Source organism: Brachybacterium sp. SGAir0954 (assembly GCF_005490785.1).
In the GTDB taxonomy this organism is placed as follows: Bacteria; Actinomycetota; Actinomycetes; order Actinomycetales; family Dermabacteraceae; genus Brachybacterium; species Brachybacterium rhamnosum.
Window position 1 is genome coordinate 3,119,117 of sequence record NZ_CP027295.1, and the last position, 20,929, is coordinate 3,140,045.

At 73.4% G+C, this 20,929-nt stretch carries 18 protein-coding genes and 3 tRNA genes; 5 read left to right on the forward strand and 16 right to left on the reverse strand.

From position 1 onward, the window contains the following. The first annotated feature begins 55 nt into the window (after positions 1–55). A complete protein-coding gene (locus C1N80_RS14005; protein WP_168198120.1) occupies positions 56–544 on the forward strand; it encodes a PH domain-containing protein in 489 nt (162 codons plus the stop codon). A gap of 45 nt (positions 545–589) precedes the next feature. Here C1N80_RS14005 and C1N80_RS14010 read toward each other — a convergent pair whose 3' ends face one another. Together C1N80_RS14010 and C1N80_RS14015 are read right to left on the reverse strand one after the other, a co-directional pair. Further along, positions 590–1,027, reverse strand: a complete 438-nt coding sequence (locus C1N80_RS14010; protein ID WP_137771338.1) for a hypothetical protein — start codon at positions 1,025–1,027, stop codon at positions 590–592. Positions 1,028–1,041: 14 nt separating this feature from the next. After that, on the reverse strand, positions 1,042–1,491 hold the full coding sequence (locus tag C1N80_RS14015) for a hypothetical protein (RefSeq protein WP_137771339.1): 450 nt from the start codon (positions 1,489–1,491) through the stop codon (positions 1,042–1,044). 122 nt (positions 1,492–1,613) lie between these two features. Between C1N80_RS14015 and C1N80_RS14020 the strand changes: the two genes are divergently transcribed. Further along, entirely contained in the window at positions 1,614–2,090 is a 477-nt protein-coding gene (locus C1N80_RS14020; RefSeq protein ID WP_137771340.1) for a hypothetical protein, read from the forward strand. A 28-nt stretch (positions 2,091–2,118) separates the two neighbouring features. Here C1N80_RS14020 and C1N80_RS14025 read toward each other — a convergent pair whose 3' ends face one another. From C1N80_RS14025 to C1N80_RS14040, 4 genes are all read right to left on the reverse strand, one after another. Next, entirely contained in the window at positions 2,119–3,957 is a 1,839-nt protein-coding gene (locus tag C1N80_RS14025) for a SelB C-terminal domain-containing protein (RefSeq protein WP_137771341.1), read from the reverse strand. Further along, positions 3,957–5,291, reverse strand: coding sequence for an L-seryl-tRNA(Sec) selenium transferase (selA, locus tag C1N80_RS14030; protein WP_137771342.1), 1,335 nt, complete (start codon positions 5,289–5,291; stop codon positions 3,957–3,959). The genes C1N80_RS14025 and selA overlap by 1 nt, the downstream gene beginning before the upstream one ends. Before the next feature lie 60 nt (positions 5,292–5,351). Then, positions 5,352–5,446 (reverse strand) — tRNA-Sec (locus C1N80_RS14035). A 99-nt stretch (positions 5,447–5,545) separates the two neighbouring features. After that, complete coding sequence (locus tag C1N80_RS14040) at positions 5,546–6,664, reverse strand: acyl-CoA desaturase (protein ID WP_137771343.1); 1,119 nt, start codon at positions 6,662–6,664, stop codon at positions 5,546–5,548. A 280-nt stretch (positions 6,665–6,944) separates the two neighbouring features. Between C1N80_RS14040 and selD the strand changes: the two genes are divergently transcribed. After that, the gene (gene selD, locus C1N80_RS14045; protein WP_240811317.1) at positions 6,945–7,901 is read left to right on the forward strand and encodes a selenide, water dikinase SelD; all 957 of its coding nucleotides are present in this window, start codon (positions 6,945–6,947) and stop codon (positions 7,899–7,901) included. Positions 7,902–7,938: 37 nt separating this feature from the next. Here the strand turns inward: selD and nrfD are convergent, their stop codons facing one another. The 7 genes from nrfD to C1N80_RS14085 form a co-directional block, all read right to left on the reverse strand. After that, entirely contained in the window at positions 7,939–9,117 is a 1,179-nt protein-coding gene (nrfD, locus tag C1N80_RS14050; protein WP_137771345.1) for an NrfD/PsrC family molybdoenzyme membrane anchor subunit, read from the reverse strand. After that, positions 9,114–10,109 carry a 4Fe-4S dicluster domain-containing protein gene (locus tag C1N80_RS14055; RefSeq protein WP_137771346.1) on the reverse strand — a complete coding sequence of 332 codons (996 nt, stop codon included), beginning with the start codon at positions 10,107–10,109 and terminating at the stop codon, positions 9,114–9,116. Before C1N80_RS14055 ends, nrfD begins: the two co-directional genes overlap by 4 nt. Beyond that, positions 10,106–13,411: a formate dehydrogenase-N subunit alpha gene (gene fdnG / locus C1N80_RS14060; protein WP_205750648.1), complete on the reverse strand. Its 3,306-nt coding sequence runs from the start codon at positions 13,409–13,411 to the stop codon at positions 10,106–10,108. The genes C1N80_RS14055 and fdnG overlap by 4 nt, the downstream gene beginning before the upstream one ends. Positions 13,412–13,483: 72 nt before the next feature. After that, complete coding sequence (locus tag C1N80_RS14070; RefSeq protein ID WP_137771349.1) at positions 13,484–13,843, reverse strand: chorismate mutase; 360 nt, start codon at positions 13,841–13,843, stop codon at positions 13,484–13,486. Continuing rightward, positions 13,843–15,219: an ATP-dependent Clp protease ATP-binding subunit ClpX gene (gene clpX / locus C1N80_RS14075; RefSeq protein WP_137771350.1), complete on the reverse strand. Its 1,377-nt coding sequence runs from the start codon at positions 15,217–15,219 to the stop codon at positions 13,843–13,845. Before clpX ends, C1N80_RS14070 begins: the two co-directional genes overlap by 1 nt. 162 nt (positions 15,220–15,381) lie before the next feature. Further along, positions 15,382–16,011, reverse strand: coding sequence for an ATP-dependent Clp protease proteolytic subunit (locus C1N80_RS14080; RefSeq protein WP_137771777.1), 630 nt, complete (start codon positions 16,009–16,011; stop codon positions 15,382–15,384). A 115-nt stretch (positions 16,012–16,126) separates the two neighbouring features. Beyond that, the gene (locus C1N80_RS14085) at positions 16,127–16,756 is read right to left on the reverse strand and encodes an ATP-dependent Clp protease proteolytic subunit (RefSeq protein WP_137771351.1); all 630 of its coding nucleotides are present in this window, start codon (positions 16,754–16,756) and stop codon (positions 16,127–16,129) included. 376 nt (positions 16,757–17,132) lie between these two features. Here C1N80_RS14085 and C1N80_RS14090 point away from each other — a divergent pair, with 376 nt between their 5' ends. Next, positions 17,133–17,951: a C40 family peptidase gene (locus C1N80_RS14090; RefSeq protein ID WP_137771352.1), complete on the forward strand. Its 819-nt coding sequence runs from the start codon at positions 17,133–17,135 to the stop codon at positions 17,949–17,951. 154 nt (positions 17,952–18,105) lie between these two features. Here the strand turns inward: C1N80_RS14090 and C1N80_RS14095 are convergent, their stop codons facing one another. The 3 genes from C1N80_RS14095 to C1N80_RS14105 all read right to left on the reverse strand — a co-directional run bounded on the left by C1N80_RS14095 (position 18,106) and on the right by C1N80_RS14105 (position 20,546). After that, positions 18,106–18,693, reverse strand: a complete 588-nt coding sequence (locus C1N80_RS14095) for a dihydrofolate reductase family protein (RefSeq protein ID WP_137771353.1) — start codon at positions 18,691–18,693, stop codon at positions 18,106–18,108. A gap of 134 nt (positions 18,694–18,827) precedes the next feature. Next, a complete protein-coding gene (tig, locus tag C1N80_RS14100; protein ID WP_137771354.1) occupies positions 18,828–20,381 on the reverse strand; it encodes a trigger factor in 1,554 nt (517 codons plus the stop codon). Positions 20,382–20,472: 91 nt separating this feature from the next. Then, positions 20,473–20,546 (reverse strand) — tRNA-Pro (locus C1N80_RS14105). Between the two features lie 216 nt (positions 20,547–20,762). Between C1N80_RS14105 and C1N80_RS14110 the strand changes: the two genes are divergently transcribed. Next, positions 20,763–20,833: transfer RNA gene (locus tag C1N80_RS14110), tRNA-Gly, on the forward strand. Positions 20,834–20,929: the final 96 nt, after the last annotated feature.

Consider the following 20,929-nt stretch of genomic DNA (forward strand, 5'->3'; position numbering starts at 1 on the left):
CACAGGGGGCGCCGTCGGCATGTGCTGCTCCGTGTGCTCTGACAGACTCGACCTCATGCAGACCCAGACGTTCCGCTCCGGCGCCGCGACGATGATGATGTGGATCGGCCCGTTCGTCGCCCTGATCGCGGTGCTGCTCTTCGTCCCTCTCCCCCTGGTCCTCTGGGCGACCAGCGGGGACGCAGCGGTGCTGCTGATGCTGCTGTTCGTGCCGGTCGGCCTGGTCGCCGGGCTGCTCCTGCATCTCGCGGGACGGCGCAGCCGGGTCGAGCTCGCCGGGGACGCCGTCACCTGGCGCACGCTCACGAGCGCCCCGCGCACTGTTCCCTTCTCCGCGATCCAAGGGGTCGAGGTCCCGACCGCTCGCCGCGGTCCGCGCAGCGTCCGTCTGCACCTGCGGGACGGCGCCGTCGTCCCGGTCACCGCGGTGAGCATGTCCGGGGGCGAGGGCGGCAACAGCGCCGATGCCGGATACCTCCGTACCGCTCAGGCGATCACGGACGCGCACCGCAGATGGTGGATGCATCACGGCCAGAGGCGCTGAGGCCGCCAGGACGCGGGTGCGCTGAGCGTGGGCCCCGTCTCGGGCTCAGTCGAAGGGGTTGATCGCGCTCACCGTGCTGCCCACGGCATCACGAGCGCCGTCGAAGGCCCCGGAGGCGTCGGAGATCGCGTCGTCGAGGTCGTAATCCCCAGGGGTGAAGGTGTTGACGATGGCGTTCGGATGAACGGCGAGACTGGTCGTGCCCCCGAGCCCGAGCTCGACGGCGAGCTGGCCCCCGACGTTCACCGAGACCTCATCCGTGGAGATCGTCGCCCCTCCCGAGGCCCTGGCGCCCGCCCCCGCCTTCCCGCTGATCGACGTCGACCCGGAGAACCAGCCGAACGGGCCCGTCTGCTCGAACTTCTGCGTGACCTGCGCGCCCGCGAAGGCGTTCGCCCCGCCTCCGAACGTCACCCCGTTGGCCTGACCATCCTCGTTGCGCGTCAGGTGCGCGTACCGCGAGGCATCCGCGTTGGCACCCACGAAGTAGTCCTGGGTCAGGGTGCCCGAGGTTCCGAGCGGTCCGTCGACCGTGGCGCTCTGCGACGCATACAGACCCGATCCCGCCTTGGCCCCGAACGAGTACCCGTCCCCGGGACCCCGCACGGCCCCGGCAGCTCGAACGGGAACGGGAAGGGGAAGGGCAGGGGGCTGCCGAAGGGCCCGCCGCCGCTGCCGTCGCCGTCGGAGGCGCCGTCCTGCTCCTCGGCCTGGGCGGTCAGCTCGTCCGCCCGGGCGCGCAGGGCGTCGGCCCGCGCGGTGAGCTGGGCGCGCACCTCGGACTGCCAGCGCTCGCGGAAGGCGTCCGCGTCGGGCCCCGTCCACTCGACCGCGCCGACCATCGCGGAGGTGGTCCCGATGAGGTCCCTGAGGGTGCCCGAGCCGCGCAGGCAGGCCCCCGCCTGTTCGCGCAGCTGCTCCGTGTCCGCACCGTAGAACCCGCTCATCGCGGCACCGTCCCTGTCTGTCCTGCCCCACTGTCCCTGACGTGCTCCCGAGACTAGGCCGCCCTGCTCGGCACGGCGATGGGGAGGACTCCCCATGCGGGCTCTCCCCTAGGCTGGCGGCCATGGATTCGACCTTCCGCTCCGCCGGCTCCCACGTGAACGTCGTCGTCGGCCCTGCGGTGATGCTGATCGGGGTGGGCACGGCGATCACCGCGGTGGTGCTCACGCTCGTGCTGGGCGAGCCGGGCTTCCTCGCCCTGCTGATCCCTGCCGTGCTCGCCCTGGGCGGCGGGGCGTTCGTGCTGTGGGGTGCCCGGCGCTCGCGGCTGCGGATCGACGCCGCCGGCTTCCGCTGGGCGGGCTTCGTGGGCGCGGAGCAGTCGGTGCGCTGGGAGCAGCTGCAGCGGATCGCGCCGCCCACCCCGGGGGATCGCCGGCTCGTGGCGTTCGCGCTGCTGCACGACGGCACGGCCGTGCCCGTCCAGGCGCTGTGGGAGCCCGCGACGGTGCCCTCGATGCTGAGCGGCGGCCCCGATCACTCGGCGGTGCAGCACGCACTGGTCACCGCGCACCAGCGGTGGCTGGCCGCCCGGGGCTGAACGCACACCTCGAGATGAGGACTCCCGTTCAGCGGGCCACCTGACGGTGCCCGGCGTCGAGGCGGCGGGTCCAGCCCCGCGCGTCGAGATGCTCGAGCAGCGGGATGACGACCCGCCGTGTGGTGCCGAGTGCCTGCCGCGCCTGGGAGGTCGTGAAGGGCTGCTCGAGCCGGGACAGCTCTCGCATGGCGAGGGCCGCCGCCGTGGGCAGCAGGATCACCTCGCCGGGCAGGCGCAGCAGGCGGCCCAGGCGCGCCGCGGCGGCGAGCTGCTCGGAGCCCAGGTGCAGGGAGGCGAGGTCGTCCGCCTCGGGCGCCCGGAAGGGCTCCGCACGCAGTCGCCGCTCGAGCTCGGCGACGGCTCCCTCGGCGTCGCCGAGGCCGTCCTGCCGTGCCGGATCGCGGAGCCGGCCGTCCTGCTCCTCGAGGCCGGCGCGCCTCACGAGGAGATCGAGCAGCGCGGGTGCCGGCAGCGGCGGTGCGCCTCCACCGCGGGGCGCGGGCTCCCGGGCCAGGGCGTCGAGCGCGGCCTTCCGGGGCAGTCCGGCGGAGAGCGGGTGCTCCCGGTGCTCGGTCTCGACGAGATCGCGCAGCCGCGCGGTCCAGTCCTGCAGCGCCGCTTCCGCGGCGAGGACCTCGCCGCCGCGGCCGTCGGCCACCCGCGCCACGCCCTCCGGCAGCACGGCCGGCACCTGCACCCCCTGGCGCGCGAGGACGGCCGAGGGCATCGCGCCGCGTCGGGCGACCTCCGCGGCGAGGTCGCCGCCGTCGCCGGTCGCGGCGAGCGCGGCGGCCCTTCGGGCGGCGTCCCCACGGCGCGCGAGGGCGGGCGGGTCGACGTCGAGCACGAGGGCACCGCTGCGGAGGGTCTGCTCCCCCGTGCCGCGCAGCACCATCCGGTCGCCCACCCGCAGCGGCATCGGGCGGGCGAGGGTGAGGCGCGCATGGTCCTCGCCGAGCGGTCGCACGCGCACCGGGACGGCCGCGGTGCCGACGTGGGCGACGAGCTCCCCGGGCGCGTCGGCGAAGGCGCCGGGGACCGTCGCCCGCACGTCCAGGACCTCCGTCGCCGTCCACGCCCCGGGGGTGAGCAGGGCGTCGCCCCGGGTCACGTCGTCCGCGTCCACGCCGCGGAGGTTCACGGCGGCGCGGCTCACGGGGCCCAGCTCGGGGACCTGACCGCCGCGGGACTGCAGCCCGCGCACCTGGACGCGCCGCGGCTCCCCCGCCCCGGCGAGCTCGAGGGTGTCGCCGGTGCGCAGGGTGCCCCCGCTGAGGGTGCCGGTGACGACGGTCCCGGCGCCGGTGATCGTGAAGGCGCGGTCCACCCACAGCCGCACGGGCGCCTCCGGCTCGGGCCGGCGGGCCGCGGCGAGCACGTCGTCGAGGGCGGCGCGCAGCACGTCCAGGCCCTCGCCGGTGCGGGCGGAGACGGCGACGGCGGGCGCGTGGGCGAGGCCCGTCCCGGCGAGCTCGGCGCGGGCCTGCGCGGTGACCTCCTCGACGCGGTCCGGGGCGAGGTCGCTGCGGGTGACGACGAGCAGGCCCTGGTCGATGCCGAGGGCGGCGATCGCGTCGCGGTGGTCGGAGGACTGCGCCTGCCAGCCGGCATCCGCCGCGACGACGAAGCAGACGATCGGGGCGGGGCCGATCCCCGCGAGCATGTTGCCGAGGAAGCGCTCGTGGCCGGGGACGTCGACGACGGCGACCTCCGCGCCGGAGGGCAGGGTCGTCCAGGCGAAGCCGAGGTCGATCGTGAGCCCGCGGCGGCGCTCCTCGTCCCAGCGGTCCGGCTCGATGCCGGTCAGGGCGCGCACCAGCGTGGACTTGCCGTGGTCCACGTGCCCGGCGGACGCGACGACCTGCATCAGCGGTGCTCCCTCGCCGCGTCCACCGCCGCCGCGAGCGCGTCCTCCTGCTCCTCGGGCACGCAGCGCAGGTCCAGCAGCAGCCTCCCCTGGGAGAGCACGCCCACGAGGGCCGGCTCTCCCGTGCGCAGGGCGGGGGCGAGCTCGGGCTCGAGGGCGATCGCCCAGCCGGGAAGCGGCACCTCGGCGCCGCCTCCCCCGCCCACGCGGCCGTCGTGCGCGACGACCTCCCCGCCGATCCGCGCGGCGAGGGCCTCCGTGCGTCGGCGCAGCGCGGCGGGCTCGGTGCGCAGCGCCGCGAGGACGGGCGGCACGGGGCCGGTGAGGGTCGCCTCGAGGGCGGCGAGGGCGAGCTTGTCCGCCCGCACGGCGCGGGCGAGGGGGTGCCGGGCGAGGCGGGCGATGGTCGCGGCGGTGCCCAGCAGGATCCCGGCCTGCGGGCCGCCCAGGAGCTTGTCGCCGCTCGTGATGACGACGTCGGCCCCGGCCACGAGGGCCGCGGCCGCGTCGGGCTCCCCGGGCAGCACGGGCTCCGGGTGCAGCAGCCCCGAGCCGAGGTCCGCGATGAGCGGCAGGCCGTGCTGGTGGGCGATCCCGGCGAGCTCGTCGATGCCGACCTCGCTCGTGAAGCCCTCGATGCGGTAGTTGCTCGTGTGGACCTTCAGCAGGGCTCCCACCTGCCCGTCCTCGCAGGCGGCGGTGTAGTCCGCGGCGTGGGTGCGGTTGGTGGTGCCGACCTCGCGCACGCGCGCTCCCGCGGAGGAGACGAGGTCCGCGAGGCGGAACCCGGCGCCGATCTCGACGATCTCCCCGCGGCTCCACACCACCTCGTACCCGGCGGCGAGCGCGGTCGTCGCGAGCAGCAGCGCCGCGGCACCGTTGTTGACGACGAGGGCGTCCTCCGCGGCGGGGCAGGCCGCGAGCAGCGCGGCCCGGGCACCGGCGCCGCGGCGGGAGCGGGCCCCGGTCACCAGGTCGAGCTCGACGTCCGTGTACCCGGCGGCGTCCTGCAGGGCGGCGCGGGCCGGCGCGGAGAGCGGCGCCCGTCCCAGGTTCGTGTGGACGATGACGCCGGTCGCGTTGAGGACGGGCCGCATCGAGGCGGCGGGGTGGTCGCCGATCGCGCCGAGCACCGCGTCCTCCACCTGCTCGGGGGTGATCTCCCCGGCACGGGCACGGTCCTGGGCGGCGCGCACGATCCCGCGGATCACGGTCTCGCCGAGGCTCGCGCGGGCCCGCTCCACGGCCGGCAGCGCGAGCAGCGCGTCGGTGCGCGGGATCCGACGGCGAGGGTCCTCGTGCTCGGCGCCCTGCGGCGCGCTCCCCTGCGTCATCGACTCTCCTCGCACGGCCGGGCCGGACCCGGCGGGATGGACCGGGCACGCGGCCCGGACTGGCGGAGGCGGACGGGAATCGAACCCGCCAGCCCGAGATGCTCGGGCTCGATGGTTTTGAAGACCACGGCGCCCACCAGGACACGGACGCCTCCCTGGGACGAGGCCGTCGACTCGCGCCGGGCATCCCGTCCCTCGGGAAGACTATCGCTCCCCGCGGGAGCGCCCGGCATCCGGCGCCCGGCGCTCAGCGCTCAGCGCGCGCCGAGCATCGGGCACTCGAAGGGGTCGCGGGCGGCGAGGCCGACCTCGTTGAGGTGGCGCACCACGATGAGGTAGGAGCGGTGCAGCGGGACCTCCGCGTAGGGGACCTCGAGCCGGGCGCAGTGCTCGCGCACGATCTCGCGGGCCCGCGCGAGGTGCGGGCGCGGCATCGACGGGAACAGATGGTGCTCGATCTGGTAGTTCAGGCCGCCGTAGAGCAGCGTGGCCCACCATCCGCCGGCGATGTTGCGGGAGGTGCGCACCTGCTTGGAGAAGAAGTCGAGGCGGGCCGAGGGCGCCACGACCGGCATCCCCTTGTGGTTCGGGGCGAAGGACGCCCCCATGCACACGCCGAACACGGCCACCTGGACCGCGAGGAAGGCGACCGCCATGAGCGGCGGCAGCAGCAGGAAGGCGGGCACGGCGAGCACGGCCGTGCGCCCCAGGATGAGCGCCATCTCGGTGAAGCGGCGCGTCGTGGGGCGGCGGGAGAGCAGGTGACGGGCGCTGTGCAGGTGGAGGTTCAGACCCTCAAGGGTGAGCAGGGGGAAGAACAGCCAGCCCTGGCGCCGGGTGATCCAGCGCCGCAGGCCGCGGGCCTCGGCGGCGTCCGACGGGAGGAACGAGATCGTGTCCACCTCGATGTCCGGGTCCTTGCCCACCTGGTTGGGGTTGCCGTGGTGACGGGAGTGCTTGGAGTCCCACCAGCTGAAGCTGAGGCCCACCACGCCGGCCAGCAGCCGCGCGAGCCGGGTGTTCGCGCGCCCGCCGGCGAGAACCTGACGATGCCCGGCCTCATGGGCGACGAAGGCGATCTGGGTGCAGATCACGCCGAGGGCGGCGGCGATCAGCAGCTGCCACCAGCTCTCCCCCAGCAGGATCATCCCCGCGCCGCACGCGGCGAGCGCGAGCGCGAGCACCACGCCGACCACGGCGTAGTAGCCGCGGGCGCGCTCGAGCAGACCCTCCGCCTTCACCAGCCGGGAGACCTCCACGAAGGCACGCAGCTGCGGAGGGAACGAGGAGGCATCGATCTGGCCGGTCCCGGCTGCGCCGATGGTGGGGGCGCCGGGAGGGGCGGTGGCTCGGGCGGGGGTGAGGGCCGTCATCGGGCACCTGCCTTCGGTGGGACGCCGGTGGCGCCATCGCGGCTGCGCGGGGCGCAGGTGCCGAGGAGTGTCCCGACGCGAGGAGGATACGGGCGCCGCCTGGGAGCCCCACGCATGCCCGCCGGGTCCGGGCCGGGCGTTCCGCTCCTCTGCTCGCCCCCCCCTGTCCACGGGCAGGCCTAGACTCGGGAGCATGACGAGCAGCGACGCCCCAGCTTCTTCTCCTGCCTCCTCCCCCGCCCCGTCGGCGCCGTCGGCCCCGGCCGTCCGTCTGACGACGATGGCCCACGGCGGCGGGTGCGCATGCAAGATCCCGCCGGGCGAGCTCGAGGAGGTCGTAGCGGGTCTCGCCGGGCAGTCCTACGAGCAGGTGGTCGTGGGGCTCGAGGACGGCGACGACGCGGCCGCGGTGCGGATCGACGGCGGCCGGGCGGTGCTCTCCACCGCGGACTTCTTCACCCCCGTCGTCGACGACCCCTACGACTGGGGTCGCATCGCCGCCGCGAACGCGCTCTCCGACGTCTACGCGATGGGCGGCACCCCCGTCGTCGCGATCAACCTCGTGGGCTGGCCGCGGGACGTGCTCCCCTTCGACCTGCTCCGCGAGGTGCTCAGCGGCGGCCTCGCCGTGGGCCAGGAGGCGGGGGTCCCGGTGATCGGCGGGCACAGCGTGGACGATCCCGAGCCCAAGTACGGCATGGCCGTCACGGGCATCGGGGACCCGGAGCGCCTGCTGCGCAACGACGCCGCGGAGGCCGGCCTGCCGATCACGCTGACCAAGCCGATCGGCGTGGGCCTGCTGAACAACCGCCACAAGAGCACCGGCGAGGTGTTCGAGGCGGCGATCGCGACGATGACGCAGCTGAACCGCGACGCCTCGCTCGCCGCGCTCGAGGCCGGGGCGCGCGCCGCGACGGACGTGACGGGCTTCGGCCTGCTGGGGCACCTGCACAAGATGGCCCGGGCCTCCGGGGTGGGCGCCGTGGTCGACCGCTCCGCGGTGCCGCTCGTGGACGGCGCCGCCGAGGCGCTGCGGGACGGCTTCGTCTCCGGCGGCACCCGACGGAACCTCGACTGGGTGCGCCCCCATGTCACGGCCGACGCCGGCCGCACCGAGGAGGACCTGCTTCTGCTCGCGGACGCCCAGACCTCGGGCGGGCTGCTCGTGATCGGCGAGGTCCCCGGCTACCCGGTGATCGGAGAGACCGTGGAGGGCTCCGGGATCCGCGTGCGCTGACCCGCCGTGGTGCCGCGCCGCGGCACCGGGCGCGGGCTCAGGCGCCGGTGGTGATCGAGTCGTCGAACGTGCCGGCCGCCCGTCGGGCCGCGAGCCGCGCCTTCTGCGGCTCGACCACGCGGCGGGGATCCTTCACCGACTCGAGCCCCGCCTCGAGCACGCCGAAGCGGGTGAGCGCGGAGGCGCCCAGCAGGGCGAGGCCGCTCGCGGCCGTGAGCACCCGACCGGCCGTCCGGACCCGGGAGCGCCCCACGCCGGTGCCCGCGCCCGCGGACAGCAGCCCGGAGGCCACGGCCCCCACGCCGCCGGCCACGGCGAGCCGCTCCGCCCAGCGCAGGCGGCGCCCCGCCCGGCCGGTCTCGAGCGGCTCCGCCTCGAGCGGGTGCATCGACGCCTTCATGCGGTGCATGCTCAGCAGGTCCCCCGCGACGCCCGCCGCGGCGAGGGCCCGTGCGGGCCCCAGCTCGGTTCCCGGGGCGAGGACGAGGGCGGCGCCCGCGGAGGCGAGGGTCGCCGAGGAGCCGAACAGCAGCGGCAGGTCGTGCCGGCCGGCGGACCAGGTGGGCACGGCCGTGTCCCCGAGCAGGCCGCCGGTGTAGGTGGCGAGCAGCGCGCCGGTGCCCGCCTGGGCGATCGCGGCGGGCGTGTCGAGAGCGTGCAGAGCGGGGCGCAGCGGGCCCAGCGGCAGCCGCTCCCTGCTCAGGCGGTCCACCTCGATGAGGGCGCTCACGCCCGCGACCGCTCCGGAGGCGGAGAGGATCCAGGTGCCCATGCTCATGAAGCTTGTGATCTTCACGGTGCGCATCATGTTGAGGAAGCGCTCCGGGCGGCCGAGGTCGACGACCAGGGCCGGGGTGCCCACCCCGATCGCGCCGAGGGCCGTGAGCCGGGCCGCGCGGCGCAGGCCGGGGCGACCGCTCGCGTGCGCGCCGAGCGCCAGCAGGCCGGAGCCGCCGGCGACGCCGCCCACGAACAGGTACAGCGCGATCGGCTCCTCCCACGGCGGCGCCTTGACGATGGGCCGCCCGTAGTAGGACTCGAACTCCATGTCCCCCACGAGGGACATCTCGCGGTCGCCGGCATCCGCTCCCGCGCCGCGGCGCTTCCCGGCGGCGTCGAGCGGGCGCCGGCCTTCGGTGCTGCCGGAGGAGGCCGGCCGACGGCGGCGGCGCGGGCGCTCGGGCGGGCGGTCCGCGTCGAAGGGCGTGAGGGTCATCGGCGTGCCCCCAGGAAGGCGAGGGCCGTCGCGGCGGCCATGCCGAGCGCGGCGACGCCCACCTGCCGCATCATCATCGGCATGTCCTTCGTGGGGACCTGCGGGTCCGGCGGGAGGCCGTAGACCTCGGGCTCGTCCAGAAGCAGGAACACCGAGCCGGTGCCGCCCACGCCGTCGGCGCTGTTCGCGCCGTAGAGCCGGGCCTCGGTGCGGCCCTGGGAGTGCATCTGCGCGAGCCGGTCCCGGGCCTCCTCGACGAGGTCCTCGCGGTCGCCGAAGGTGATCGACTGGGTGGGGCAGGTGGCGGAGCAGGCGGGCTGCTCGCCGTCCACGAGCCGGTCGTAGCAGAGCGTGCACTTGTTCGCCGTGCCGCGGTGCGGGACGGGCTCCTCGCGGTCCACCTTCGCGGAGACGGTGCCGTCGTCGCGACGCTCGATGACGCCGAAGGGACAGGCGCCCACGCAGGTGCCGCAGCCGTTGCAGACGTCGGACTGCACGACGACCGATCCGAACTCGGAGCGGAAGATCGCGCCCGTGGGGCACACGTCCAGGCAGCCCGCGTTCGTGCAGTGCTTGCACACGTCCGAGGACATGAGCCAGCGGAACTCGGGGGTGTCCGGCGGCGTCGTGTCCGCTCCCGCGGCGGGCACCGCCCGCTCCTTGGGGCCGATGCTCGGCATCCCGAGGCTCACGAGCTTCCGGCCGGACTCGCGGGCCTCCTCGATGCGGTCCTTGGTCTGCTCGACGAAGGCCACGTGGCGCCAGGTGTTCGCACCGAGGGCGCCCGTGTTGTCGTAGCTCGAGCCGAGGATCTCGAGGTCGCCGTCGACCGGGTTGCGGTTCCACTCCTTGCAGGCGACCTCACAGGCCTTGCAGCCGATGCAGATCGACGTGTCGGTGAAGAACCCCTTGCGCTCCGTACCGGCGCCCCAGCCGGCATCGGCCGCGGGGCCCTCCGGTCCGGCGAGCAGGGGCGGCAGCGGCGGGGTCATCGGTTCCTCATCTCGCGCTGGGACGGCTGGGCGACGGGCACGGCGGGCGCCTCCTCCGGTCCGCGCGCGTGGTGCGCGACGGACTCGTCGGTCGGGTCGAGCTGCGCGTCGCGCGGGGTCTCCGGTCGCTCGAGCACGTGGTGCTCGGCGTCCACGATGCCCGCCCGGCGACGGTACTCCTCGACGAGCTCGAGCAGCGCGGGGCCGCGCGGGCGGCGCCCCGGCCGGATCGCGCACGCGTTGTTCTTGGAGTTCTGGATCTGGGTGTTGGCGTCGAGGTTCATGCCGATGAGGTCGTTGACCCCGTCGCCCGTGACGATCGCCTGGTCCCCGCGGGCCCAGTGGTAGGGCAGGCCCACCTGGTGGATCGTGCGGTCCCCGATCCGCAGGGGCGTCATCCGCTCGGTGACCAGGACCTTCGTCTCGATCGCGGAGCGGGCGGAGATCACCGTCGCCCAGCCGTACGGCTCGAGGCCGACCTCGGCGGCGAGCTCCGGGGAGACCTCCATGTACAGCTCGGGCTGCAGCTCGGAGAGGTAGGGCAGGAAGCGGCTCATGCCGCCCGCCGTGTGGTGCTCGGTGATGCGGTAGGTCGTGAACACGTACGGGTATACGCGCCCGCCGAGGCCCAGGGCGCCGGGCGAGTTGAGGTTGTCCTCCCCCGCCTTGAATCCCACCCGGGTCGGGTTGGACTGCTGGAGGTACAGCGGGTTCGGGACCGTGGACTCGGGCGCCTCGTAGTGCGTGGGCAGGGGTCCGTCGACCAGGCCGGTCGGGGCGAAGAGCCAGCCGCGGCCGTCGGCCTGCATGATGAAGGCGTCGGTGCCGGCCAGCGCCGCGGCGCCGCCCTTCCCCGGCTCGCCGGGATCGTCGGGGCGCTTCGTCGCCGGGAAGTCGGGGACGTCGTCCCCGACCCAGTGGCCCTGCTCCTCGTCCCACCACACGAGCTTCTTGCGCTCGCTCCACGGCCTGCCCTCGGCGTCCGCGGAGGCGCGGTTGTAGAGGATCCGGCGGTTCGCGGGCCATGCCCAGCCCCAGTCCGCGGCGATCTCGTCCTGCTCGGCGCCGGGGGTGCGGCGGCGGGCCTGGTTGACGCCGTCAGCGAAGACGCCGGCGTAGATCCAGCAGCCGCCGTCGGTCGAGCCGTCGGCCGTCATCTCCGCGAAGGCGGAGAGCGGCTGCCCGGCCTTCTCCCCCGTGAGGTGGCGGCCGTTGATCTCCGCGAGCACCGCCTCCGCCTCGACCTCGCCGTGCTCGTCCGTCGGGTAGTCCCAGGTGAGGTCGAGCAGCGGCCGGTCCCGCGGGTCGGTGGAGCCGGCGAGCTTCTCGCGCACGCGCCGGCCCAGCTCGTAGAGGAAGTCCAGCTCGCTGCGGGCATCGCCCGGCGGGTCGACGGCCTTGTCGCGCCACTGGACCATGCGCTGGGTCTGCGTGAAGGAGCCGGCCTTCTCGGTGTGGTTCGCGGCGGGCAGGAAGAAGACCTCGGTGCCGATGTCCTCGGTGCGCATCTCCCCGGTCTCGATCTCCGGGCCGTCCTTCCAGAAGGTCGCCGACTCGATCATGTGGAAGTCGCGCACCACGAGCCACTTGAGGTGGCTCATCGCCTCCCGCTGGAGCCGCCCGTTCGCGGAGCCCACCGCCGGGTTCTGGCCCAGCAGGAAGAAGCCGTCGACCCCGTCCTCGAGCATCCGCATCGTCGTCTGGTAGGTGCCGTGGGCGCCGGTCAGCTTCGGCAGGTAGTCGTAGGCCCAGTCGTTCTCGGCGGTCGCCGCGTCACCCCACCAGGCCTTCAGCAGGTTCACCGTGTATGTCTCCGCGTTCGCCCAGAAGCCCTTCTGCTCCTTGTGGCCGATCGCGTCGACGTACTCCCGGAAGTCGTCCTGACCGGCCTTCGGCATCGGCAGGTAGCCGGGGAGGATGTGGTAGAGCGTCGGGATGTCCGTGGAGCCCTGGATCGTGGCGTGGCCGCGCATCGCCATGATCCCGGAGCCGGGCCGGCCCACGTTCCCGAGCAGGAGCTGCAGCACGCCCGCGGTGCGGATCATCTGCGCGCCGCCCTGGTGCTGGGTCCAGCCCAGCGCGTAGACGAAGCAGGTGGTGCGCTCGCGGCCGGAGGCGGAGGTGATCGACTCCGCGAGGTAGGCGAAGTCCTCCGGCGAGATGCCGCAGGTGGCCTCCACCATCTCCGGGGTGTACCGGGCGTAGTGGCGCTTCAGCACCTGGAAGACGCTGCGCGGGTGCTGCAGGGACTCGTCCCGCTCGGGCAGGCCGCGCCGCACCTGCTCGTGCTCGCCCGCGTACGCCCAGGTCGCGTTGTCATAGGTGCCGGTCTCCGGGTCGTAGCCGGAGAACAGGCCCTCGCCGTCCTCGGCGTCCGCGTACTCCTCGGAGAGGATCGTCGAGGCGTTCGTGAACAGCCGCACGTACTCCTCGAACCACAGGTCGTTCTCGAGCACGTGGCGGATCAGCCCGCCCAGCAGCACGACGTCGGTGCCCGTGCGGATCGGCACGTGGCGGTCCGCGTTGGCGGAGGTGCGGGTGAACCGCGGGTCCACGTGGATCACGCGCGCGCCGCGCTTCTTCGCCTCCATGACCCACTGGAAGGCGACCGGGTGCGCCTCCGCCATGTTGGATCCCTCGATGACGATGCAATCAGCGTTCGCGATGTCCTGCACCGACTGCGTCGCGCCGCCGCGTCCGAACGAGGCTCCCAGACCGGGAACCGTCGCGGAGTGTCATATGCGCGCCTGATTCTCCATCTGGATGGCGCCCGCGGCGGTGAAGAACTTCTTCGCGAGGTAGTTCTCCTCGTTGTCGATGGTCGCGCCGCCGAGGCTCGCGATGCCCATCGTCCGCCGCAGCGGATGGCCGTGCTCGTCCTCGTCCTGCCAGTGGTTCCGGCGCGCCTCGAGGAAGCGGTCCGCGATCATGTCCACCGCGGTGTCGAGGTCGAGGTCCTGCCAGTCGCTCGCGTAGGGGGCGCGATAGCGCACCGTCGTCTGCCGCAGCGGGGAGTTGACGAGCTGCTCGCTCGCGGCGCCCTTGGGGCAGAGCCGGCCGCGGGAGACCGGCGAGTCGGGGTTGCCCTCGATATGCACGACCTTGCCGTCACGATGGTAGACCCGCTGGCTGCAGCCCACCGCGCAGTAGGGGCAGACGCTCTCGGTCATGCCGTCCGCCGTAGCGGTGCGCGGCGTGGTGGCGCGGGTCACCGGCGACATCACCGCGACGCCGCGGCCCGTCCGATCGGCGCCGCGCAGCTGGCGCAGCACCGGCCAGTTCAGGAGCACAGGTCGAGCCATGGGATCGATGCTAACAGTCCGATGACCGGCGGGGGGTCACGACGGCCCGGCCGGGGATCAGCGGTCGAGGGCTCAGACCTCGTCGCCCGACGGGGCGCCCGCCTCCTCCTCGCGGATCCGCTCGTGGTGGCGGATGACCTCGGTGACGATGAAGCGCAGGAACGCCTCCGCGAAGGTCGGGTCGAGGCCGGCGTCGTCCGCGAGCGCCCGCAGGCGGTCGATCTGGGCCTGCTCGCGGCTGGGATCCGCCGGCGGCAGGCCGTGCTCGGCCTTCAGCCGGCCCACACGCTGCGTGTGCGAGAAGCGCTCGGCCAGGAGATGCACGAGCGCGGCGTCGATGTTGTCGATGCTGCGCCGCTCGAGCGCGAGCACCTCACGCGCCCGGGCGACGTCCTCCGGGTCCGAGCCCGGCGCGGTGGGGGCCTCGGCCATCAGGCGCTCCGATCGCGGCGGTCGCCCGCCTCGTCGCGCTCGGCCTCCGAGGTGGTGAGCATGAGCGGGGGCCGCCCCTCGGTGATGACGCCCTCGGTGATGACCACCTTGGCGACGTCGTCCCGGGAGGGGACCTCGAACATGACCGGCTGCAGCGACTCCTCGAGGATCGCCCGCAGTCCGCGGGCGCCGGTGCCGCGGGCGATCGCCTTCTCCGCGATCGCCTCGAGGGCGCCGCGGTCGAAGTCGAGCTCCACGCCGTCCAGGCGGAACATCTTCTGGTACTGGCGGGCGAGCGCGTTGCGGGGCTCGGTGAGGATCGAGATGAGGGCCTCGCGGTCCAGGTTCGAGACGCTCGTGATCACGGGCAGGCGGCCGATGAACTCGGGGATCAGCCCGAACTTCAGGAGGTCCTCCGGCAGCAGCTCGCCGTAGATCTGCTCCTGCTCCATGGGGGTGTGGAGGTCCGCGCCGAAGCCGATGCCGCGGCGACCGATCCGGTTGCCGATGATGTCCTCGATGCCCGCGAACGCGCCGGCGACGATGAACAGCACGTTCGTCGTGTCGATCTGGATGAAGTCCTGGTGGGGGTGCTTGCGGCCGCCCTGCGGCGGCACCGCGGCGACCGTGCCCTCGAGGATCTTCAGCAGCGCCTGCTGCACGCCCTCGCCGGAGACGTCGCGCGTGATCGACGGGTTCTCCGCCTTGCGGCCGATCTTGTCGACCTCGTCGATGTAGATGATGCCGCGCTGCGCCTTCTCGACGTCGTAGTCGGCGGCCTGGAGGAGCTTGAGCAGGATGTTCTCGACGTCCTCGCCCACGTACCCGGCCTCGGTGAGGGCGGTCGCGTCCGCCATCGCGAAGGGGACGTCGAGCATCCGGGCGAGGGTCTGGGCGAGGTAGGTCTTGCCGCAGCCGGTGGGGCCCACGATCATCACGTTGGACTTCGCGACCTCGACGCCGTCGAGCTCGTCCGGCGCCTCGGCCTCGCCGTCCTCCTCCGCATGGACCGCGGCGGGTCCGGGGCGACCGCCCTTGCCGGCCGGCGCGGGACCGGCGGCGGCCTGGGCCTCCTGGGCGCGCACCCGCTTGTAGTGGTTGTAGACGGCGACCGCGAGGGAGCGCTTGGCCGGCTCCTGCCCCACCACGAACTGCTCGAGGAAGTCGAAGATCTCCTTCGGGGACGGCAGCGGCTCCTGCTTCTCGGGAGCGGGCTGCGCGGCCTGGATCTCCTCGGCGATGATCTCGTTGCACAGCTCGATGCATTCCTCGCAGATGTACACCTGCGGGCCCGAGATCAGCCGCTCCACCTGCTTCTGCGACTTGCCGCAGAAGGAGCACTTGAACACGTCGGCTCCGTCGCTCGTGCGCGCCATGACCGTCCTCTTTCTCTCCCGACGGGGAGCGGTGGGGTCTCGGGGGGGGAAGTTCCGGTGCGGGCCAGGACCGCCTGGACCACGGTAGCCCAGCACGGCCGGGCGGGGACGGAGGCGCGCGGCCCCGACCTCCGCGGGGGAGGTCGGGGCCGCGCGTCCGGATCAGCGGGCGATCTGGCCCGGCACGTCCTTGCGGCTCGCGAGGACCTGGTCGACCAGGCCGTAGTCGCGTGCGCTCGCGGCGGTGAGGATCTTGTCGCGCTCGATGTCGCGGCTGATCTCCTCGGCGGCGCGTCCCGTGTGATGGGCGAGGGTCTGCTCGAGCCACTCGCGCATGCGCAGGATCTCGTTGGCCTGGATCTCGATGTCCGAGGCCTGACCGCCGCCGCCCTGGCCGCCCATGGCGGGCTGGTGGATGAGGATGCGGGCGTTGGGCAGCGCGAGGCGCTTGCCGGGGCTGCCGGCGGCGAGCAGCACGGCGGCCGCGGAGGCGGCCTGGCCGAGGCACACCGTGGTGATGTCCGGCTTGATGTACTGCATCGTGTCGTAGATGGCCGTCAGCGCCGTGAAGGAGCCGCCGGGGCTGTTGATGTAGAGCGTGATGTCACGGTCGGGGTCCTGGGACTCCAGGACGAGCAGCTGCGCCATGACGTCGTCGGCCGAGGCGTCGTCCACCTGCACGCCGAGGAAGATGATGCGGTCCTCGAAGAGCTTGGTGTACGGGTCCTGGCGCTTGAAGCCGTAGGCGGTGCGCTCCTCGTACTGGGGCAGCACGTACCGGCTGGTGGGCATCGGGCCGGCCTGGGCGAAGCCGGCGAGGCGGGGATCGAAGGTCACGGGTTCTCCTGATGAGGTGAGGTCGAGTGGGTCGGAGAGGACGCAGGAGGCGCAGGAGGCGCCGAGGGGATCAGCCCTCGGTGCCGCCGCCGCCCGTGACGTCGCCGGCGCGGGTGACGATCTGGTCGATGAAGCCGTACTCGAGGGCCTCCGGCGCGGTGAACCAGTGGTCGCGGTCGGCGTCGGCGGTGACCTGCTCGAGGGACTTGCCCGTCTGCTGCGCCGTCAGCTCGGCCATCTGCTGCTTCATGGAGAGGATGAGCTCGGCCTGGATCTTGATCTCCGAGGCGGTGCCGCCCAGGCCGCCGAGCGGCTGGTGCAGGAGCACGCGCGTGTGCGGGGTCGCGTATCGCTTGCCGGGCGTGCCGGAGGACAGCAGGAACTGCCCCATCGACGCCGCCATGCCCATGGCCACGGTCACGACGTCGGGCTGGATGAACTGCATCGTGTCGTAGATGGCCATGCCCGCGGTGATGGAGCCGCCGGGGCTGTTGATGTAGAGGTAGATGTCCTTCTCGGGGTCCTCGGCGGCGAGGAGCAGCATCTTCGCGCAGATCGCGTTGGCGTTCTCGTCGCGGACCTCGGAGCCCAGCCAGACGATGCGCTCGCGCAGCAGGCGCTGGTAGACGTTGTCGTCGAGGCCCAGGGGGTAGTCCCCGGCCGCGGCACGGGGCCGGTTCTCGGTGCTCTGGGAGGTCACGGGTGTCTCCTTCGTGGCGGGTGGTGCGATGGGGTCGACTCTAGGCGGTGCCCCGGGGCCTCCGGGGTGCTGTTCGCCGCGGGCGCACACTCGTCGGCAGCCGAGGGGCGAGGCCCCGAAATCCCCTCGCGGGGCGCCGCGGATGTGGTTCACACCCTTCCCGATGGTCAAGCCTCCCCCCGTTTCGGTCACCTTGACTGTTTCCGGGTAAAGCTCCGGGCAAGGACCCGGACGAGGTGCTTCAAGACCACTACCCCGGGCTGTCCCCCACCCCTACGTTGGTACCGCCCCCCCACGGAGCGCCACCGCCCTGGGATGCACGACGTACTGCACGTACCCCCGATCCGCTCGGGGTCGGAAGGAACCACTGCTCATCATGGCTCAGCACAACTCGCACCGCGCCGCCGGCCGCGCCGTCACCCCCCTCGTCTCCGCGAACCGCGCCGCCCGCGGTCTCGGCGGCGCCGCCGTCCTCGGCACCGTCCTCGTCGGCACCGCCTTCGCCGGCACCGCCGCCAACGCGACCCCCGCCGCGCCGGCCGCCCCTGCCGCCGCCACCGCGGCCCCCGCCGCGCCCACCGAGGCCTCCGCCGCGAAGCTCACCAGCACCCAGAAGCTGCGCTCCGGCGACCGCGGCAACGCCGTCGAGGACCTGCAGAGCGCCCTCAACGACAACGGCGCGAACCTCGCCGAGGACGGCGTCTTCGGCAAGAAGACCAACTCCGCGGTGCGCGAGTACCAGAGCGAGCACGGCCTGGCCGTGGACGGCGTCGTGGGCTCCAAGACCCGCGCGTCCCTCAACGGCGGCGAGTCGATCCGCACCTCCGGCGCCTCCGCCAGCACCTCGAGCTCTTCCAGCTCCTCCAGCTCGATCGTGGACCGCGCCCGCTCCGTCATCGGCACCCGGTACACCTGGGCCGGCAACTCCCCGAGCGAGGGCTTCGACTGCTCCGGCCTGACCCAGTACGCCTACAAGGCTGCCGGCATCTCGCTGCCCCACTCCAGCAGCGCGCAGGGCTCCGGCGGCCGCTGGATCTCCCAGTCCGAGGCCCAGGCGGGCGACCTCGTCGTCTACTCGGGCCACGTCGCGATCTACGTCGGCAACGGCCGCATCATCGACGCCTCCGGCTCGAAGCAGCAGGTCGTCGAGCGCGACATCTGGGGCTCCCCCAAGGGCTTCGTCACCTACCGCTGATCCGCGCGGCCACCGCGCCGCCGATCACCACCGAGAGGACCCGGTCCCCGCAGCTGCGGGGGCCGGGTCCTCCGTCGTGCGGGCAGGTCCCGTGGGACAGGTGCACGGGACATCCACGAGGGACGGGCGAGCACATGCCCCGCCCCCGTCGGGCTCACCGGCGCAGCGGTCGATACACGCGGCCGAACGCCCGCTCCGCCCCGGGGATCGGCCCCACGAGCTGCACGTCGACGCGGCGCCCGCCCGGGACCTCGAACAGACGGGTCCCGTCCCCCAGCAGGACGGGCGCGCACATCACCTGGATCTCGTCGACGAGACCCGCCTCGAGCGCCTGCCGCGCGATGTCCGCGCTGATGATCTGGATCTCGCCCTCGCCGGCGATCTCCTGCGCCCGCCGCAGCGCCTCCCGGACGTCGCAGTCCCAGGCGAGGACCGTGTCGTCCCCGGCGAGCTCCTCGGGCCGGTGGGTCAGGATGATCTCCGTCCCGGACCACGCCCCGCCGTACGCCTCGGAGGTCAGCTCCCCGCGGGTCTCCCGCTGGGCGAGGGCGGCGTCGTAGCCGCGGCGCCCGGAGATGATCACCGCGACCGGCGCCGCAAGTGTCGCGGTCAGATCGGGCCCCTCGGGCTCCGGGGCGGCGGCCTCGCGCGCGGCGATCTCCTCGAGCCAGCTCATGTCGTGACCGGGGGAGGCGAGGAAACCGTCGATCGATGCGGTGAATCCCCAGACGACCGTACCCATCCCGTTCCTCCTCGTGGCGGTGGGCCCCGAGTCTGCCACGGCCGCCGGGACGACGGAACGGGCCGCCACCCCGGAGGGTGACGGCCCGTTCCTGTGCTCGCGGAGCCCGCGCGCGGCGGGTCAGCGAGCGGTGATCACTCGGCCTCGGTGGCCTCGGTCGCCTCGGCGGCCTTCTTGGCCGGCGCCTTCTTGGCGGGCGCCTTCTTGGCCGGGGCCTTCTTGGCGGCGGGCTTCTTCTCGGCGGCGTCGGCGGCGGCCGGCTCCTCGGCGTCGGCAGCGGCGGCCTTCTTCGCCGGGGCTCTCTTCGCGGGAGCCTTCTTGGCCGGAGCCTTCTTGGCCGGGGCCTTCTTCGCGGGCGCCTTCTCCTCAGCGGCCTCGTCGGCAGCGGCGGCGTCCTCGGACTCGGCGGACTCCTCGGCCTTCGCCAGGCCCAGGTCGAGGACCTCGCCCTTCTCGTTCTTCACGACGACCTCGGAGAGGGCGACGTCGAGGGCCTTGGAGCGCTGGACCTCGGAGAAGATCTGCTCGAGCTGGCCGGACTGGGCGAGCATCTGCAGCAGCTGGTTCGGCTCGATGCCGTACTGCGCGGAGAGCTGCGTCATGTAGTCCATGAGATCGTTCTGCTCGATGGAGACCTCGCGGGTCGCGTGGATCTCGTCGAGCAGGAACTGGGTCCGGATCGCCTTGACGGTGTCCTCGCGGATCTCCTCGGCGTGCGGGTCGCCCGCCTCCTTGCCCTCGTTCTGCAGGTGGGACAGGATCTCGTCCTCGACCAGCTGCTCGGGCACGGGGATCTCGAGGTCCTCGAGGAGCTTCTCGAGGAGCGCGTTGCGGGCGAGGCCCACGCGGTTCGAGGTGGCGTCCGCCTCGGCCTGCTTCTTGAGGTCGTCCTTGAGCTCGTCGATGGTGTCGAACTCGGAGGCGAGCTCGGCGAACTCGTCATCGGCCTCGGGGAGCTCGCGCACCTTGACGGACTGCGCGGTCACGGAGATCTGGGCGTCCTCGCCCGCGCGGTCGCCACCGGCGAGCTGCGAGACGAAGGTGGTGGACTCGCCGGAGGAGAGGCCGATGAGCGCCTCGTCCAGGCCCTCGAGCATGTTGCCCTCACCGATCTGGTACGAGACGCCCTCGACGGACTCGATCTCCTCGCCCTCGATGGTGGCCTTCATGTCGAGCGAGACGAAGTCGCGGTCCGCGGCGGGACGGTCGACGCCCACGAGGGTGCCGAAGCGCTCGCGGAGCTGGTCCAGGCGCACCTGCACGGCGTCGTCGTCGACGGTCGGCTCCTCGATCTCGAGCTCGACGGAGGAGAACTCCGGGAGATCGAACTCGGGGCGGACGTCCTGCTCGACGGTGAAGACGAGGTCTCCCTCGTCCTTGCCGTCCAGGCCGGGGATCTCGACGACCTCGACCTCGGGGCGGCCGACGGGCTTGATCTCCGCCTCCGCGGCGGCCTTCTGGTAGAAGTCCGGCAGGGAGTCGTTGACGGCCTCCTGCAGGATCGCCGGACGGCCGAAGCGCTGCTCGACCAGACGGCTGGGGACCTTGCCCTTGCGGAAGCCCGGGATCTGCACCTGGTCGGCGATCTTGACGGTGGCGGCCTCGACGGCCGGCTTCAGCTCGTCGAACGGCACCTCGACGGTGAGCTTCACCCGGGTGGGGCCGAGCTTCTCGGACGCGGTCTTCACTGGTCAGGTCTCCCTGTTCATCGGTGGTCTAGGACGTGTGTTGTCACGGGCGCCCCCGGCGCGGCCGCAGGCGGCGACCCGGCGGGCGGAGTCGGGGTGACAGGATTTGAACCTGCGACTTCCCGCTCCCAAAGCGGGTGCTCTACCAAGCTGAGCTACACCCCGGAGGGCAACCCGCCAGATACTACCGGTTCACGCGCGGGGCCGCGCTCGCCGTCCCTCCGCGCTGTGAGGAGACCCATGCCCGCGACGGGGCGCGCGGCACGGCCGGGGGCGCCGGGATCTGGTTCAATAGGCCTCGCCGCACGAGCGGGACCATCGAGAGATGCCCGCCCCACGGCCCGGGCCTGTCCCCCGCCTCACGGCATCGGTGCAGGCCACGCGGATGTAGCTCAATGGTAGAGCCTCAGTCTTCCAAACTGATTACGCGGGTTCGATTCCCGTCATCCGCTCGCTGCAGCACCGAAGGGCCCCGGTTCCGACCGGGGCCCTTCGCCGTCCCGGCACGTCGGCCCTCCCTGCCCGGCGCGGACGCCCGGGCGTGGAAC